General features: G+C 57.6%; 13 protein-coding genes. 2 read left to right on the top strand and 11 right to left on the bottom strand.

Annotation, left to right across the window (positions count from 1 at the left end; translation table 11 throughout):
* Nucleotides 1-213: 213 nt before the first annotated feature.
* Genes ABQ298_06455 through ABQ298_06445 form a run of 3 tightly spaced genes read right to left on the bottom strand, consistent with a single transcriptional unit; the run spans nucleotide 214 to nucleotide 5300 of the window.
* Nucleotides 214-2010 (bottom strand): SLC13 family permease, encoded by a 1797-nt coding sequence (locus ABQ298_06455; protein MEQ9824008.1) that lies wholly within the window; start codon nucleotides 2008-2010, stop codon nucleotides 214-216.
* A 40-nt stretch (nucleotides 2011-2050) separates the two neighbouring features.
* Nucleotides 2051-3154, bottom strand: a complete 1104-nt coding sequence (locus tag ABQ298_06450) for a sulfate ABC transporter substrate-binding protein (GenBank protein MEQ9824007.1) — start codon at nucleotides 3152-3154, stop codon at nucleotides 2051-2053.
* A 22-nt stretch (nucleotides 3155-3176) separates the two neighbouring features.
* The gene (locus tag ABQ298_06445; GenBank protein ID MEQ9824006.1) at nucleotides 3177-5300 is read right to left on the bottom strand and encodes a cation:proton antiporter; all 2124 of its coding nucleotides are present in this window, start codon (nucleotides 5298-5300) and stop codon (nucleotides 3177-3179) included.
* A 219-nt stretch (nucleotides 5301-5519) separates the two neighbouring features.
* On the opposite strand from ABQ298_06445, the gene ilvD reads away from it, so the two are divergent.
* Together ilvD and ABQ298_06435 are read left to right on the top strand one after the other, a co-directional pair.
* Nucleotides 5520-7232, top strand: a complete 1713-nt coding sequence (gene ilvD / locus ABQ298_06440) for a dihydroxy-acid dehydratase (GenBank protein ID MEQ9824005.1) — start codon at nucleotides 5520-5522, stop codon at nucleotides 7230-7232.
* A gap of 122 nt (nucleotides 7233-7354) precedes the next feature.
* Nucleotides 7355-8470 (top strand): cellulase family glycosylhydrolase, encoded by a 1116-nt coding sequence (locus ABQ298_06435; GenBank protein MEQ9824004.1) that lies wholly within the window; start codon nucleotides 7355-7357, stop codon nucleotides 8468-8470.
* A gap of 62 nt (nucleotides 8471-8532) precedes the next feature.
* On the opposite strand, the gene ABQ298_06430 is transcribed toward ABQ298_06435, so the two are convergent.
* The 8 genes from ABQ298_06430 to ABQ298_06395 all read right to left on the bottom strand — a co-directional run bounded on the left by ABQ298_06430 (nucleotide 8533) and on the right by ABQ298_06395 (nucleotide 15609).
* The gene (locus ABQ298_06430; GenBank protein ID MEQ9824003.1) at nucleotides 8533-9618 is read right to left on the bottom strand and encodes a TOBE-like domain-containing protein; all 1086 of its coding nucleotides are present in this window, start codon (nucleotides 9616-9618) and stop codon (nucleotides 8533-8535) included.
* Nucleotides 9615-10541, bottom strand: a complete 927-nt coding sequence (cysW, locus tag ABQ298_06425) for a sulfate ABC transporter permease subunit CysW (GenBank protein ID MEQ9824002.1) — start codon at nucleotides 10539-10541, stop codon at nucleotides 9615-9617. The genes ABQ298_06430 and cysW overlap by 4 nt, the downstream gene beginning before the upstream one ends.
* A gap of 6 nt (nucleotides 10542-10547) precedes the next feature.
* Nucleotides 10548-11414, bottom strand: coding sequence for a sulfate ABC transporter permease subunit CysT (gene cysT / locus ABQ298_06420; protein MEQ9824001.1), 867 nt, complete (start codon nucleotides 11412-11414; stop codon nucleotides 10548-10550).
* 24 nt (nucleotides 11415-11438) lie between these two features.
* Nucleotides 11439-12446: a sulfate ABC transporter substrate-binding protein gene (locus ABQ298_06415; protein ID MEQ9824000.1), complete on the bottom strand. Its 1008-nt coding sequence runs from the start codon at nucleotides 12444-12446 to the stop codon at nucleotides 11439-11441.
* Between the two features lie 143 nt (nucleotides 12447-12589).
* Nucleotides 12590-13954, bottom strand: coding sequence for a porin (locus tag ABQ298_06410; GenBank protein MEQ9823999.1), 1365 nt, complete (start codon nucleotides 13952-13954; stop codon nucleotides 12590-12592).
* 129 nt (nucleotides 13955-14083) lie between these two features.
* A complete protein-coding gene (locus ABQ298_06405; protein ID MEQ9823998.1) occupies nucleotides 14084-14278 on the bottom strand; it encodes a YezD family protein in 195 nt (64 codons plus the stop codon).
* Nucleotides 14275-14826 (bottom strand): Rrf2 family transcriptional regulator, encoded by a 552-nt coding sequence (locus tag ABQ298_06400; GenBank protein ID MEQ9823997.1) that lies wholly within the window; start codon nucleotides 14824-14826, stop codon nucleotides 14275-14277. Before ABQ298_06400 ends, ABQ298_06405 begins: the two co-directional genes overlap by 4 nt.
* Before the next feature lie 69 nt (nucleotides 14827-14895).
* Nucleotides 14896-15609 carry a cytidylate kinase-like family protein gene (locus tag ABQ298_06395; GenBank protein MEQ9823996.1) on the bottom strand — a complete coding sequence of 238 codons (714 nt, stop codon included), beginning with the start codon at nucleotides 15607-15609 and terminating at the stop codon, nucleotides 14896-14898.
* Nucleotides 15610-15709: the final 100 nt, after the last annotated feature.

Raw genomic sequence — 15709 nt, 5'->3', positions numbered from 1 at the left:
GTGAGTTCATGCGCTATGAAAACAGTGACCATCATGCAGGCCCAACACAATTGTTTTCGCACTGCAACGTGGGTCCGAATTCTTATCCCGACTTGTCGGGACTACGGGGAGGAATTCTTCCGAATCCGGCTATCGGAGGTGAGAAAATTGAAGTCAGGATTCCACAAAACCTTTCTGGTGCTGTGGAACAGTGCTTTGTGGGCCATAGGCCTTTCAGAATTTCCAGAACCACGGAATCACCACAATCGAGACGGCAAAGGCGATCAGATTGAGGGGAACTCCCACCTTCACAAAATCCATGAACTTGTAGCCACCGACGCCATAGACGTAGGTATTGGTTTGATAGCCAATGGGCGTGGCAAAACTGGCGGATGCGGCGACCGCGATCGCGATCAGCAGGGGACGGGCACTGATCCCCATGGTTTCGGCAATGGAAATCGCGAGCGTTGCGAGAAGGATGGCCGCAGCGTTGTTCGATAAAATTTCGGTGAGCAGGGTCGTGATCAGGTAGAGACCTGCGAGCAGGGCGATGGGTTGCCAGGCAGGAGGAACCGCGTGTGTGATCCACCCGACGAGGCCATCCGCAAGCCACTTCGAAGTTCCAGTGTGTTCCATGGCAGCGCCAAATCCAAGCATGGCAAAAATCAGGAAGAGGATGGGCCAGTGGATCGAGGTGTAGGCCTGCTGTGGTGAAATGCATTTGAAGCTGATCAAAGCCACTGCCCCGATGATGGCGGCAGCGGCAATCGGCAGGATACCGAGTGTCGCCACCAGAATGACCATTGTGATCACACTGAGCGTGAATCCCATCTGCAGGCGTTTTCCATGCAGGGGAAGCGGTGGTTTGTTCAGCAGCACGATGTCTTCGTTGCCTTGCAGAAAATCGAGTGCCTCATGGGTACCGAGCATCAGCAGGGTGTCTCCGTATTCGAGTGGGATGTTGGTAAAATCCTCCATCATGTTGTGTCCGCGCCGGTGCAGGGCCATGGGGATCAACCGGTAGCGCTGGCGGAAGTTGCATTCATTGATGGAGCGACCGACGAGGCGGGAGTCCGGCCCAAGCACACCCTCGACGATCAATCCTTCGGTGCGGTTGATTTGGGTAAGACCGTCGCCAAAACTTCCGGACAGGGCGAGTCCGGCAGTATTTTGTGTGCTGGATACCGCTTTGGGGGAGAGTGCCATGAGCAAACGATCTCCCTCGCGCAAGGTGATCCTGGACAGTCGTTCGGGAATGCGAACTCCGGCTCTGAGCACTTCGAGCACTCGCAGCTTTCCCTTTTGGCGCCCCAGCGCCTCTTCGATGGATTGACCGATCAGTGGTGAGGCTTCGGTGACGTAGGCTTCCACGACGTACTCGCGACGTTCTTCCTCCGAGAGAATGGAGCTGATGGTTTCCCGAATGGGAAGCAGTCGCGGGCCGACTGCCATGAGATAGAGGGTCCCGGCGATCAGGATGGGCACGCCAATGATGGCGAGTTCAAACATGGAGAAAGGGGCAATGCCTGCGTCTTCGGCTACCGAACTGACAATGATGTTGGTCGAAGTGCCAACCAAGGTGCAGGTGCCTCCAAAAATGGATGCGTAGGACAGCGGGATGAGCAGTTTGGACGGTGCGATTCGCATCTGGTGTGCGAGACCGATCACCACGGGAAGGAAGACGACCACGACCGGGGTGTTGTTGATGAAGGCCGAAATGAGTGCGACGACCAGGATGAGCATGGGAAGCAGTTGGCGGATGCTCATTTTGGGCAATTGCTGGGTCCAATAGGCGATGCCATCAATGACACCACTGCGCTCGAGGGCGGCACTGATGATGAACAGTGCTCCCACGGCAATGGGACCTGGATTGGAGAACGATTGCATGGCCCGGTCTGCGGGTAAAAATCCGGCCATGAGCAGGATGGAGAATCCGATCATGGCGACGACTTCGGTGGGCAGTTTTTCCATCGCAAATGCGATCAGTACGGCCACGAGCAGCAGCAACATGCAGAGGATTTCAACGTTCATAGGCAAACGGGGGTGGTCATTCTGTCAATTCACGGAACAGTCACTCGCTTCCGCCATGACGTGCTTTGCGCAGGGCCTGCAGGTGGGTGTAGTGTCCCTTGGGTCCAAATGCGGAGTCGAGCAATTCCGGCCAGGGGCCGAGTGCTGACTCAATCGCGACCCAATCGAGTTCTGGAAATTCAGGTGTATCCGCATGGAGAACCTGCTTCAGGCGTGGGCGAAATCCGGCCTTCGCAAAGGCTGATTGCGCTGCTTCGGTAAACTGGTAATTCAGGTAAGCATGCACGGAGGGTCCGGTGCCGCGCTGAGCGGTGTGCTGGACAAGTTCGACGACAACTGGCTCGGCAAGGATGGGGTGTTCGGGATAGACGATGGTCAGCCCAGAGTGCGCATGCTGCCTCAACAGCTGAAGCGCCTCACTCTCCCAGGTGAGCAGGACGTTCAGGTGTGGGGATTGCAGGAACTGTCGGGCCGCGCTGCTTGCCCGGTCACCGGTGATGTGAATTTTTTCGAGGATGCGATTGGCCTGGGGTGATGCGAATGCGGTTGAAGATGGGGAAGGGTGGGTGCGGGAACCGATGATCACCGCCAGGTATGCGTATCTGCCTGCTCCGGAGGCCGTCGGATCGGGCATGCAGGGGCGAACGCTTGTGCCCAGCAGGCTGGACCAGGCTGGAGCCAGAGTTCCGGCAGAGGGTTTGACTACCCAGACGACGGTGGAGTAGCAGGGTGAACTGTGATGCGGGTAGCGCTGCTCCCAGTCGTCTGGCACGGCGATGCCACGACGCTGGATTTCGACGATTTCCATGGGTGTCGCAAAACTCGCCACGTCGGCGATGAGTCCGGTTGCAACCCCCTTGGCCTGCTGGATCGATCCGGCATGATGGGTCTGAATGTCCAGGAATTCGAAGGTGGAGTCACGGGCCTGGGATTCAAACTGTGGGTCCAGCTCCTGGCTGACATGACGGAATGCGTCAAAGGAAACGTGCAGGATCTGATGATGCTCCCGAAATGGGAAGGTCTTCCACCACCAGAATGCGCACAGCAGCGCGACAATCAGAAGCACTCCGGCTGCAATGTGCCGACCTCGCAACAGTTGTGGCGAGGGTTCAACATCCATCGAAAACGGAGAGCGGGGTTTCATTGGGTGCCTTGACCTGAGGGACTCATGCAGCGGGAGCCCCAGGGTCGATCAAGCGTTGTTCATGGCAGGTTTTTGCGATTTCAGCGAGAGTGGCCAGGTGTCCTTCGGGGTCACCGGCGGGACTTAGGATGAAATACACAGTCTGAATCGGGTCGGCCTGGTTTTCGACAGAAATCGGACGTTTCAGCGTGATTCGCATGCAGATGCGTTCGCTGATGTGGGAACTGTAGGCATGAGGTGCGGCGATCCCGTGTCCGAGGAAGGGAGGCAGGATGCGCTCCTGGTCAATCAGATCTTTGAGCAGTGACTTGCGCGAAATACTGGGTTCGCGATCTGAGAGAATGGTGGCAATCTGTTCATAGACCTCCTGTAACGATTGACAGTCCCACTCGTAGGTGCCTCCCCGGCGCATGGCCCTGCGCAAATAACCCACCGTGCGGGACACCGACAGGTGAGCAGCGCCTGCCTCGTCAAATTGGGGATCGTCTGTCCAGGGCAGAATGCCGTCGCGCAACAGGGAGAAGAGACGCTTTTCCTCACCTTCGGGTTCGGTGGTTTTCCACTCGATGCGAGCAGTTCCATTGTGCAGCTCCTCGGCGAGCACGGAGGGACGCGGAAGGTTGAGAAACGAACCCTGCTCAGCCTGGGTTCCGGTTTTCCAGGCGAAGACATGGTCCTTGCCGAGATGGGATCGCCACTCGTTTGCAATCCATTCATTGAGTTCGTTATTGTCGGTGAGCGCGAGCATGTTGCGAATGCTCGTGAACCGGTCATCGATCGTGATATTCTCGACTTCCCGTGCATCAGCTTCGAGTGCATTCAAGCCCTCCGCCTTGGCCTCTGCCACATCCCGCGGATTGGTATCCACGAGCAACACATCCACTCCCTTTTCCTGGATCGTGCGTGCCAGTTCGCGCCCGAGGTGATGTGCGCCAACCAACATCCAACCCGCGTCGCTGCTGGAGGAAACTCCGAGGAACTGGGCCCACTTTCCTGCTGTCAGTCCCTGAAGTATGACGGTTGCGGCGATGACTGAGAACGTGAAGTTTTCGAGCAGTTTTGCCTCGTTTGCGAAGGTGCCGTCCGCGCTGAGCTGCAGTGCAAAGAGGGAAGCCATGGATGCCGCAACGATGCCGCGTGGAGCCACCCAGCTGAGAAAGAGTTTTTCTTTGGTTCCGATATCGGAGCCGAATGAACTGATCCAGATATTCAGCGGACGCACGACAAACATGACCAAGGCGACCGCGAGCAGGATGGACTGCCAGTTTTCCAGCAATGAAGCGAACTCCAGGCGGCTGACCAGCAGGATGAAGAGTGCGCCGATGAGCAGGTCGCTGAGTTCGGCTTTGAAGGATGTGATCTGCTTGACCTCAGCGGATTGGCGACGGCCGACGATGATGCCGGCAATGGTGGCCGATAGCAGTCCGGACTCATGAATCCAGAACTCGGCCATTGCAAAAATGAAAACCGCAGAGGCCAGTACAAATGGGTTGGTGAGGGACTCCGGGATGAAGGAACGCTGCAGAATCCACTGCAGTAAATAGCCTCCGGCAACTCCGATGCCGACTCCGGCGACCAGGCGTTGGGCGAAACCGGTTAATGCCATCATGCTATCCTTGTAGACGACGAGTTCGAAGCAGAGCACAGCGAGGAAAACCCCGACAGCATCAATCATCACGCCCTCCCAGTGCAGGATGGAAGCAACATTGGTCTTCAGACGCATGCGGCGAAGCATGGGAATGATGACCGTCGGACCAGTAACGATGACCAGACTGCCCGCGAGCAAGCTCACCTCCCATGATGGGTTGAAGCAGAGCTTGACCGCGAGCGCGGAACCCAGCCAGGTCACAATGGCACCCACTGACAACAGGCGCTTGATCACTCGGGAAGAGCGCACATAGTCGCGGGGTTCCAGGGTGAGGCCCCCCTCGAAGAGGATGATGCCAATGGCGAGCGAAACCATGGCCGGCAGGATGCTTTCGACGCTGTTTGGGTCGATCAGTCCCAGTACGGATGGACCGAGCAAGAGTCCGCCCAGAAACAGGAAAACGATGGTGGGCAGGGCGTATTTTCGGGACAGTACGGTGAGGAATGTGCCACCAAAGATGGCGATGGCAAGAGTCTCGAATGCGTGGTTTTCAGGCATAGGCAATTGATTTGGAGCCGGATTGAAGCGCGATGAAGGCAGACGGAAAAAATCCAGTGAAATCAGTTCACGCCGACTTTCAAAATATGCAATCGCGAAAATCGCAAAACGACGCAAGGGTGGCATGCAGAACTGTGTACATACTGCCAAATTGCTCCCGAAGCATGTGAACAAAAAACTCTCCTTGTGATCGCAGTCAACGTGGTTATGGTTGGAGGCATGCACAGTTTCCCAAGACCTCATTCCAGCAAAGTTGTTGATGGTACGGACCGGGCTCCGGCGCGTGCCATGTTGCGTGCGACCGGATTCAAGGACGCAGATTTTGCGAAACCCCAGATTGGCATTGCCAGCACCTGGAGCGACCTGACTCCCTGCAACATGCACATCGATGAACTCGCACGCTTTGCGGCAAAGGGTGTGAACGAAGCGGGTGGAAAGGCACTGACGTTTGGCACGATTACGATTTCTGACGGCATTTCGATGGGCACCAAAGGCATGCGTTACAGCCTCGTCTCCCGTGAAGTGATCGCGGACTCCATCGAGACGGTGTGTGCCGGGGAGGGGTTTGACGGACTGGTTGCCATCGGTGGATGTGACAAGAACATGCCGGGCTGCCTGATGGCAATGGCGCGCCTGAACCGACCTGCCGTTTTTGTCTATGGCGGAACCATCCTGCCAGGATTCTCGACCGGGGATCGCGAGCAGTGCAAACCCATGGACATTGTGTCCGTTTTTGAAGCGGTAGGACGGCATGCCAAGGGGGAGCTGGATGAAGCCGGACTCCGGGAAGTGGAGGCGTGTGCGATTCCCGGGGAGGGATCGTGCGGAGGCATGTATACGGCCAACTCGATGGCGAGCGCGATCGAAGTGCTCGGACTGAGCCTTCCCGGCAGCAGTGCGCAGCTGGCGATTTCCAAAGACAAGCGTGCGGATTGTGAGCGCGCAGGAGCAGCGGTGTTGCGCATGCTGGAGCTGGGCATCCGCCCACGGGACATCCTGACGCGCGAGGCCTTTGAAAATGCGATTACGGTGTGCACGGCGCTCGGCGGATCGACAAACCTGGTGCTGCATCTGGTCGCGATCGCGCATTGCGCGGAGGTGGATTTGACGATGGATGACTTTGCGCGCATTGGGGAAAAGATCCCCGTGCTCTGCGATCTGAAACCCTTTGGGCGCTACAACATGAGCCACCTCATTCGCGTTGGGGGGATTCGTCCCTTGATGAAACTGCTTCTGGATCGCGGCTTGCTGCACGGCCATTGCCTCACCTGTACCGGGGAAACCCTGGCCGAAAGTTTGCAAGGGGTTGCGGACTATCCTGCGTTCCCCAAGGATCAGGACATTGTGCGCCCGTGGCACGATCCGATCAAGGATTCGACGCACCTGCGCATCCTGCGGGGAAATCTGGCTCCCGACGGTGCTGTGGGCAAAATCACGGGCAAGGAAGGCCTCTACTTCAAGGGAACAGCCAAGGTCTACGAGGGCGAGGAAGCTGCACTCAAGGGCATCCTGGCGGGTGAGGTTGTTGCCGGGGATGTGGTGGTCATTCGCAATGAGGGACCTGTGGGCGGACCCGGCATGCGGGAAATGCTTTCCCCAACCAGTGCGGTGGCCGGACGTGGACTGATCAAGGAAGTCGCCCTGATCACGGATGGTCGATTCAGCGGTGGTTCGCATGGATTTGACGTCGGGCACATCACGCCTGAAGCGGCAGTGGGTGGACCGATTGCCGTGGTGCGCAACGGGGATGGCATTGAAATTGATGCGGTCCGCAATACGATCCAGCTCCTGATCTCTGAACAGGAGTTCGCGCAACGCATGCGGGAGTTGAAGCCCGTGACGGCGAAGGAGACAAGGGGGGTGTTGGCGAAGTATGCGCGGTTGGTTTCCCCGGCAAGTGAGGGTGCGGTGACCGACAAAAACCTTGGGTGATTTTCGCAGAAAGTTGCGGAATTGACCTGTTTGTGTGATGCACAGGACCTGTCAATGCTTTCTGGGGCCTTCCATTCGCATTGCATTGCTTTTCAGGGAAAGAGGATCTGGAATATTTCCCTATGAAACCCCTGATTATCACCCTGATATCCATTCTGTCACTGACCTCCCTGCACGCGGGCAGCAACCCCAACGGGTTCAGCCTGAACAAGGGCGTGAACATCAGCCACTGGCTGTCTCAGCGCGGGGAACGACCCCGGGAAGACATCCAGACCTTCTTTACGGAGTTTGACGTGATCATGCTCAAGCAGGCGGGCTTTGACCACCTGCGCATCCCCATTGACGAAGTGGAGTTCTGGGATGACAACGGCAAGGCTCGCGAAGATGCCTGGGCTGCACTGGACCGCGGACTGACCTGGTGCCAGCGCCACGATCTCAACGTGATTGTGGATCTGCACATCATTCGTTCCCACTACTTCAATGTCGGCAACGACGACAATAAAGAGCAGGGAAATACATTGTTTGAAGATCCCAGGGAGCAGGAGAAGTTTGTGCAGCTATGGGATGAAATCTCTGACCGCATCGGACATTTTCCCGTCGACCGTGTGGCCTACGAGTTCATGAATGAAGCGGTGGGGGACGATCCTGAGGACTGGAATCGACTGTTGCAAAAAGTTTATGGGTTCATGCGGGAAAAGGAACCGACCCGTACCTTTGTGCTGGGAAGTTTTCAGTTTCAGAGCATCGATACCTTGAGTGACCTGTGGGTACCTGAGGGCGACCGCAATCTGGTGATCAGCATCCACACTTACGATCCGTTTGTGGTGACGCACTACAAAGCGGGCTGGACTCCCTTCCGCGAGTACCAGGGGCCGATCAATTATCCCGGTTTGCCCTTTCCCGAAGAGATCGATGCGTCGGCCTATTCTGCCGAGATCCAGCGCTGGATTGAGGACAACCAGAAACCTTACAGTTATGAAGCAGCTGTTGCGCGTCTGAAACCCGTGGCGGAATTCATGGCCAAGCACAACCTGCCAATGTACTGTGGGGAGTGGGGTTGTTACCTCGCCGTACCCCGTGAGATGCGCCTCGACTACTATCGCGACTGGATCCGCGCCTTTGAAACCTTGAATATCGCCCAGGCGATCTGGGACTACAAGGGCGGCTTCCGCATCGTGAATGACGAGACCCGGGAAATTGATCACGAGCTGATCGACATCCTGATGGCGGAGTATTGAGCTGGGGCTGACCCTGCAGGCTTCGCCCGGCGGACGGACGGAGCCTGCAAGCCTCTTAAGACCTACGGACGCGGGCCTTCCAGACTGACGCTCTGGATCAGATCATCGCGTTCGATGAGGTTCTGCTGACCACTCCCCGGGTCCTGCGCAAACACGCGAATGTGGCGAAAGCGGATCCGGACCTCATCGCCAACCCTCAGTTGACAGGTATCGAGATCCGCACGTGACAGCTCCGCTTCGAGCTGTTCCCCTGTTGCGAGTCGAAGCAGACTCACGCGGGCCGCACTGCCTGCAGAGAACACGTGGAGCACCCGTGCCTTGAGACCCTGGGACTCGGACTGTGGATTGATCTCGATGTCATGGGGACGCACGTAGAGCGTGCCCGTGTGTTGTTCGTCAGTGCCCTGGCCGCGCAGACGATTGACGTTGCCCATGAATTCGATGACGAAGGGCGAGGCGGGGTAGTCAAAGACCTCCTGCGGACTGCCAACCTGAACGATTTGGGCGTGATTCATCACGACGACCTCGTCAGCGAGTTCGAGCGCTTCCTCCTGATCGTGCGTGACAAACACGGTGGTGAGTCCGATGCGTTCGTGGAACTCCCGCAACCAGCGGCGCAGATCCTTGCGCACCTTGGCATCCAGCGCACCGAAGGGTTCGTCGAGCAGCAGGATCTGCGGTTCCACTGCCAGCGCGCGGGCCAGTGCGACGCGCTGGCGTTGCCCTCCAGAGAGCTGATGGGGCAGGCGTTTTCCGAATCCCTCGAGCTGAATCAGGCTCAGGAGTTTCTGCACCCGTTTCTCAATGACATCGCGCTTGGGACGTTCGCGCGGCGGCAGGATGTTGAGTCCAAAAGCGATGTTTTTTTCAACACTCATGTGCCGGAACAGCGCGTAGTGCTGGAAGACCATGCCGACCTTTCGCTGGCGAGCGGACAAGTGCTGCACCTCTTCACCGTGAAAACGGATGGAGCCACTGCCGGGGTCTGGGTGATCGAGGCCGGCCAGGATGCGCAGTAAGGTGGTTTTGCCCGATCCTGATGGACCGACGAGAGCGACCAGTTTGCCGCGTTGAACGGTAAGGTCAATCGACTCGAGGGCGCGGGTATTGCCGAAGGATTTGTGAATGTTCTGGATTTCGATGCTCATGGGTTCTGGGTTTGGTGAAGGGGACGATTGACGGGGAAACGCTCCTGCAAATGTTCCGTGGCCTGTCGCTGCATGCGCCATTCGAGCCAGGACTTCGCCACGAGCGTCAGCAGTGCGAGCAGTGCCAGCACGCTTGCCATTGCAAAAGCAGCGACGAAGTTGTATTCATTGTAAAGGATCTCCACATGCAGCGGCACGGTATTGGTCAGCCCCCGGATGTGCCCGGATACGACCGATACGGCGCCAAATTCCCCCATGGAACGGGCGTTGCAGAGCAGCACACCGTAGAGCAGTGCCCAGCGCACATTGGGCAGGGTGACGTGCCTGAAGATTTGCCAGCCGCTGGCACCGAGCAGATAGGCCGCCTGTTCCTCGTCGCGTCCCTGGGCCTGAAGCGTCGGGATGAGTTCCCTCGCGACGAAGGGGAAGGTGACAAACACGGTTGCGAGCACAATGCCGGGAACGGCAAAGATGATCTTCAGTGAGAAGGCATCGAGCAGGGGCGCAAACCATCCATTGACCCCGAAAACGAGAATGTAGATCAACCCCGCTATCACCGGAGAGACGGAGAAGGGCAGATCAATCAGTGTGATCAGCAGACTCTTGCCCCGGAAATCGTGCCGGGTGATTGCCCAACTCGCGGCGAGTCCGAAGACCAGGTTTAATGGCACACTGATGGCGGCGACTGTCAGCGTGAGCCAGATGGCATGCAGCGCATCGGGATCGGAAAATCCCTTGACCGCAGCCCCTATTCCATGACGCAAGGCCTCGGTAAAGACTGCTGCAAGCGGCAGGAGCAGAAAGACTGCGGAAAATCCGAGTGCCGCGACCAGGAGCACGCCACGAACCCAGCCGGGGTCTTTGGTGGCGAGCTGCAGGCTGGGGGATTTTTGCTTTCGGGGGGAAGTGGGTATTCCGGACATGATGGATCAATAGGTTTGGCCGGCGCGGCGGGACGTCCAGCGCTGCAGCAGGTTGATGGTGAGCAGGCAGAGGAAGGAGATGAGCAGCATGGTCACTGCCAGAGCGGTGGCCCCCATCAGATCATATTGCTCGAGCTTGGTGACGATGAGAAGTGGCGCGATTTCTGTGCGCATGGGCATGTTTCCGGAGATGAACACCACCGAACCATATTCACCAATGCCCCGTGCAAACGAGAGCGCAAAGCCCGTGAGAATGGCGGGGAACAAAGTGGGAAGCAGGATGCGCAGCAGGGTTTGCACCCGGGTTGCACCGAGCACCGCTGCAGCCTCTTCAATTTCGGGTTCCAGGGTTTCGATGACGGGCTGAACCGTGCGAACCACAAAGGGCAGGCCCACAAACACCAGTGCAATCACGATGCCCGGAGGAGCATAGGCGACCTTGAATCCGAGTGCCTCCAACCCCTGTCCCATCCAGCCATTGGCGGAGTAGATGGCAGTGAGTGCGATGCCCGCAACAGCGGTGGGCAGGGCGAAGGGCAGATCCATCGCTGCATCCAGGATGCGGCGTCCCGGAAACGGATAGCGCACCAGCACCCAGGCAAACAGGGTGCCGATGACTGCATTGATCCCTGCGGCTGCGAGGGCTGTGCCGAAGGAGAGCTTCAGCGAGGCGAGCACCCGTGGGGTGGCGACGGCGTTCCAAAATGGGTGCAGTCCCTCACTGAATGCCTCAATGAACGCGGCTGACAGGGGAATGAGCACGATGAGGCAGAGATAGCATAGGGTGAGCCCCATCGTGATGCCAAAGCCGGGCAGCCCGCCCTTGTGATGGCGGACCGCCTGCGGCGGATACGAGTTGTGCTGGTGTTGCATGGTCGGTGTGGATCGATGCACGCTTTACGGCAAATAGATGCGGTCAAAGATGCCACCGTCGTTGAAGTGGATTTGCTGGGCCTGCTGCCAACCTCCGAAGGACTCATCGATCGTGACCAGCTTCAGTTCGGGGAAACGCTTGAGATCTTCGGGATCCGCATGTTCCGGGTGTAGGGGACGGTAGTAGTGCCTGGCCGCCAGGCGTTGGCCCATCGGACTGTAGAGACCCTGCAAATAGGCCTGGGCTGCAGCGAGATTGCCCGCCCTTTCCGCATTGCCATCCACCACAGTGACCGGAGGCTGGGCAAGGATGCTGATCGAGGGATATACAATCTCGAATTTGTCGGGTCCCAGCTCGTTGATCGCAAGGTAGGCTTCATTTTCCCAGGAGAGAAAGACGTCGCCAATCCCGCGCTGCACAAAGGTTGTGGTCGAACCCCGCGCTCCGCTGTCGAGTACCGGCACATTGCGGAAGAGCTGGGTGATGAAATCCCTTACCCTCGCTTCATCCTCATCGTAGGTTTCGAGTGCCCAGGCCCATGCAGCCAGGTAATTCCAGCGTGCACCACCCGAGGTTTTGGGGTTGGGAGTGATGACCTCGACACCCTTTTTGACCAGGTCGCCCCAGTCTTGGATGCCCTTCGGGTTCCCCTTGCGCACGAGGAAGACGATGGTGGACGTGTAGGGGGAACTACCATTGGGAAGACGGGTTTGCCAGTCTGGTGGAATTTTCCCGGTGCGCTCCGCGATGGCATCGATGTCATAGGCGAGTGCCAGCGTGACCACATCGGCAGCGAGTCCATCGATGACGGAGCGTGCCTGCTTGCCTGCGCCGCCATGGGACTGGCGGATCGTAAGGGTTTCGCCGGTTTGCGCTTTCCATTGTGTGACAAACCAGGGGTTGTAGTCGGCGTAAAGTTCCCGGGTGGGATCGTAGGAGACGTTGAGCAGGGTGCGTTGCTGTGCACTCAGTGCGGTGATGGCCAGGGCGAATGCGAAGGCCGGAATCAGAATGTGTTTCAGTGTTTTCATGGAATTTTTTCAGAAGTTTATGGTTTTTTCGGTTCAAAAGCGTAGGGCCTGTGCTTGTCGCAGGCCGTTGAAGCAGCCTCCGACCCTTCGGCTTGCTCAGGGTGGTGAGCAGGTCGAAACCACGAGCGGAGGCCCTACGGGGATCAGAAGTCCACCTGGAATCGAGTGATCACCACTTCCTCTGTCGGGCGGTTGAGTCCGAGACCGGAGAAGTCGGTGATTTCGAAGTTGGTGGCGATGAGCAGATTGTCGGTCAGGTACCAATTGAGCGCGATTCCCCAGGCAAAGGCCTCCTGCACGGCATTGCTTCGGGCAAGTCGAGTTGAGGCATCCCCGGCAAATGCCGCATCGTCCACCTGAAGTGCGTGAGCACGCAGTCCCAGTTCCCATGCGCCAATCTGTCCGCTTCCCCACTTGAAGGGCCGACTGGGGCGCACGCCGCTGAAGGATGCCTTTTCTCCGGTGAGCACCCAGCCCATCTGTAGGGTCCAGGCATCTGTATCGATGGTTTGCGCGTTGTCGGAGCGAGTCAGCTCGTAGCTGGACTGAACGTATTCGGCGAGCAGGCCGAATGGTCCATGGTAGTAGCTGAGGAAGGGATTGATGCGGATGCGGTCCCCGTCGACCCGAACGCCATCATTGTAGCGGAAGAAGGTGCCACGCCCGGATGTGCGGTATCGGATGCGTCGGTCACTTTCGGAATCGAGTATGGAAGTATTTTCCCTCCCCATACTCGCAGCCAGACCGAAGCTCAGCCCGGCGAGTGCCGAGTCCGTTGCGGATTTCCACGGGGTGAACTCCAGCCGTGCGCCCACGTCAAAATCCCCACCACTCAGGTTGGCATTTGAACTGAGGTCTGTGTCGTCGAGCACCCCGTTGAAGAGACCGACGGTCCAGTTGAACCGCTCCGCTGGATCTGAACCATAGAGGGCGACACCGATGTCGCGAGTGGGTGTCAGCAGGCTCGGAAGGCCGCGCTCGAGAAAGAGCGTTTTGGAAAAGGACTGCAGCCGCTCCAAGCCGACCGGTTGTTTGAACTTGCCGGCACGCAGGTAGTGATGGGAGCCCAAACTGAGATCACCCCAGGCGTCGAGCATACGCACGGTGCCTGCCAGTTCGGGCATGAATCGCCATGCCACGGGTCCGGCAGTGCCCTGGAAGATCGGACGCAGACGCCGCACCGTGAACTCGGAGTTTCCGTCTTCATCATCGGCGAACCAACGCCCATCGATCTGGATGCGTGGTCGGATGCGAAAGGTGAAGTTGTCCTTGTGCTTCGCGACCAGTCCCTGACGGTTGACCTGGAGCGTGGTTGTTTCGTTTGCGCTCTGTCCTCCGGGAGCAGATTCCAGTTTTTCCAGACGCTGTTGAAGCGCGGCAATCTGGGATCGAAGTGCGGCGAGTTCGTCGACTTGCGCGGGTGGTTGTGCAATGGCATTGCCTGCGGCAAGCACAGTGAGTATGGCGAGTCCCAGGGTGGGGAATCGTGGTGAATGAGTGGTTTGCATGGAGCTGATTCTGATTTTGAACCAGCTTCCGGTGGTCCGGTCAGCAGGGAATTCCGGTGATTTTTCCCGGGGAAGTTTTGAATGTAATCCTCTGGCAAAGTGCCAGTCGGATGAGTGAAATGGGGACGATCAGTCGCCTCCCTTTCGGGATGGGATGCGCGTGCGTTCGGTGCGCTGAATTTCCACGACATTGCCCTGATGGATGGTGAGTGTGATCTGTCCGTAGTTCATTTGTTTGACGTAGCGGGCCACATGTTGCATCCATTCGGGGCGATCCTGGGAAGGAGTCGCACCCGTCATTTGCGTGTTTTCGGCGGTGGTCATGAGTTTCTTGAAAGTTCGGCCAGAAATCCACTGAGTGGGTCGGCCGGGTTTGCATGGATGGGGTCGGTCGTTGATTGACAGGATCGAAGAAAAATGTGGTCGGAACCCTCACGACGCATTTTCCGCAACGTGATTTCGACAAGATTGCCCAGGGAATAGCGGTCGAGGATGGCGGCGATGGCGTTGCGCACATCGATCATGATCATGCGCAGACCACAGTGGGTTTCGTCGGGGCAGGAGCAGCGTTCATAGGCGGTTTGGCTGGCACAGGAGATGGGAGCGAGTGGACCATCCAGCAATCGCACCAGTTCGCCCATTTTGATGGATTGAATCGGTTTGGCGATGAAGTAACCGCCTCCCTTGCCACGCTGGGTGTCGACGTAACCGTTTTCGCGGAGCTGGATGAGAATTTGCTCCAGAAACTTGAGGGGAAGGTTGTCAGCATGAGCGAGGTCACCGGCACTCACGCGGGCGATACCGACCTCCTGTGCGATGCCGAGATTGATCATCGCACGCAGGCCATATTCTGCTCTTTTACTGATCTTCATAATCCTACTATTTCAGTAGGATAAATGAAGTCAAATAAAATTCTTCGAAAAAATCTTGCGTACGAACGCTCAGCGAATGGAGGCGATGCGCTGGCAGATCAGGGTGGAAATGAGAGAAACGGCACTGCGGGTATCGATCAAATCGGTGTTGATTACGAGATCGTAGGAACTCGCGTCGTCAATGGAATGACCGTAATAATAGTCGAGATAGCGCGCGCGTGCGCGGTCCTGCTGTTTGATGAGGCGAAGGGCTTCATCGCGGGAGATGTGGTGCTCCATGGAAACGCGCCTGCTGCGGTTCTCGAGCGATCCGATCAAACGGATGTGTACGCCGTGGGGGAATGAGCGTGTCAGACAGTGGCTGCCGCGACCGATCAGGATGCAATAACCCCTTTGTGCGAGTTCGCGGATGGTCAGGGCGGTGTCCCTGACCAGTTCATTGCTGGAGGGATGCAGACCGAGCAATTCTTCGAGCGTGCTGTTGAATTCGTTAACGGTATCCTCGGGCATGTAGCGGGCGACCTGAGTGTTCAGGTGGTGGTGTTCGACCACCTGGCGAACCAGATCTCGGTCGTAGAGCTGCCAGGTGCGTCCCATGGTGGGAATGGCCTGTTCTTGATTGAGAAGGTAAGCGAGCTCGGCACCGATATGGTGCGCTCCAGATCCTGTCTGGCGTGAAATGGTTACAAACGGAAGCACAGACCTTAAAGTCGGAGCGAGGGAGTCGCGCAGTTGGCAGCCTACAAAACTGAAACAGCGAAAGAGAGAGTCGGATGGTTGCATAAGACATTCCTCCTCCGATAACCTAACGGTGGTGATGTGGATTTGCAAATGACGGCTGCGGGATTGTGCACAGTGCAATGGGATTTTTGACATTTCAACG

The organism is Puniceicoccaceae bacterium (assembly GCA_040224245.1).
Classification (GTDB): Bacteria; Verrucomicrobiota; Verrucomicrobiia; order Opitutales; family JAFGAQ01; genus JAKSBQ01.
The sequence above is the reverse complement of the archived record's forward strand: the minus strand, read 5'-3'. Positions and strand labels throughout refer to the sequence as shown.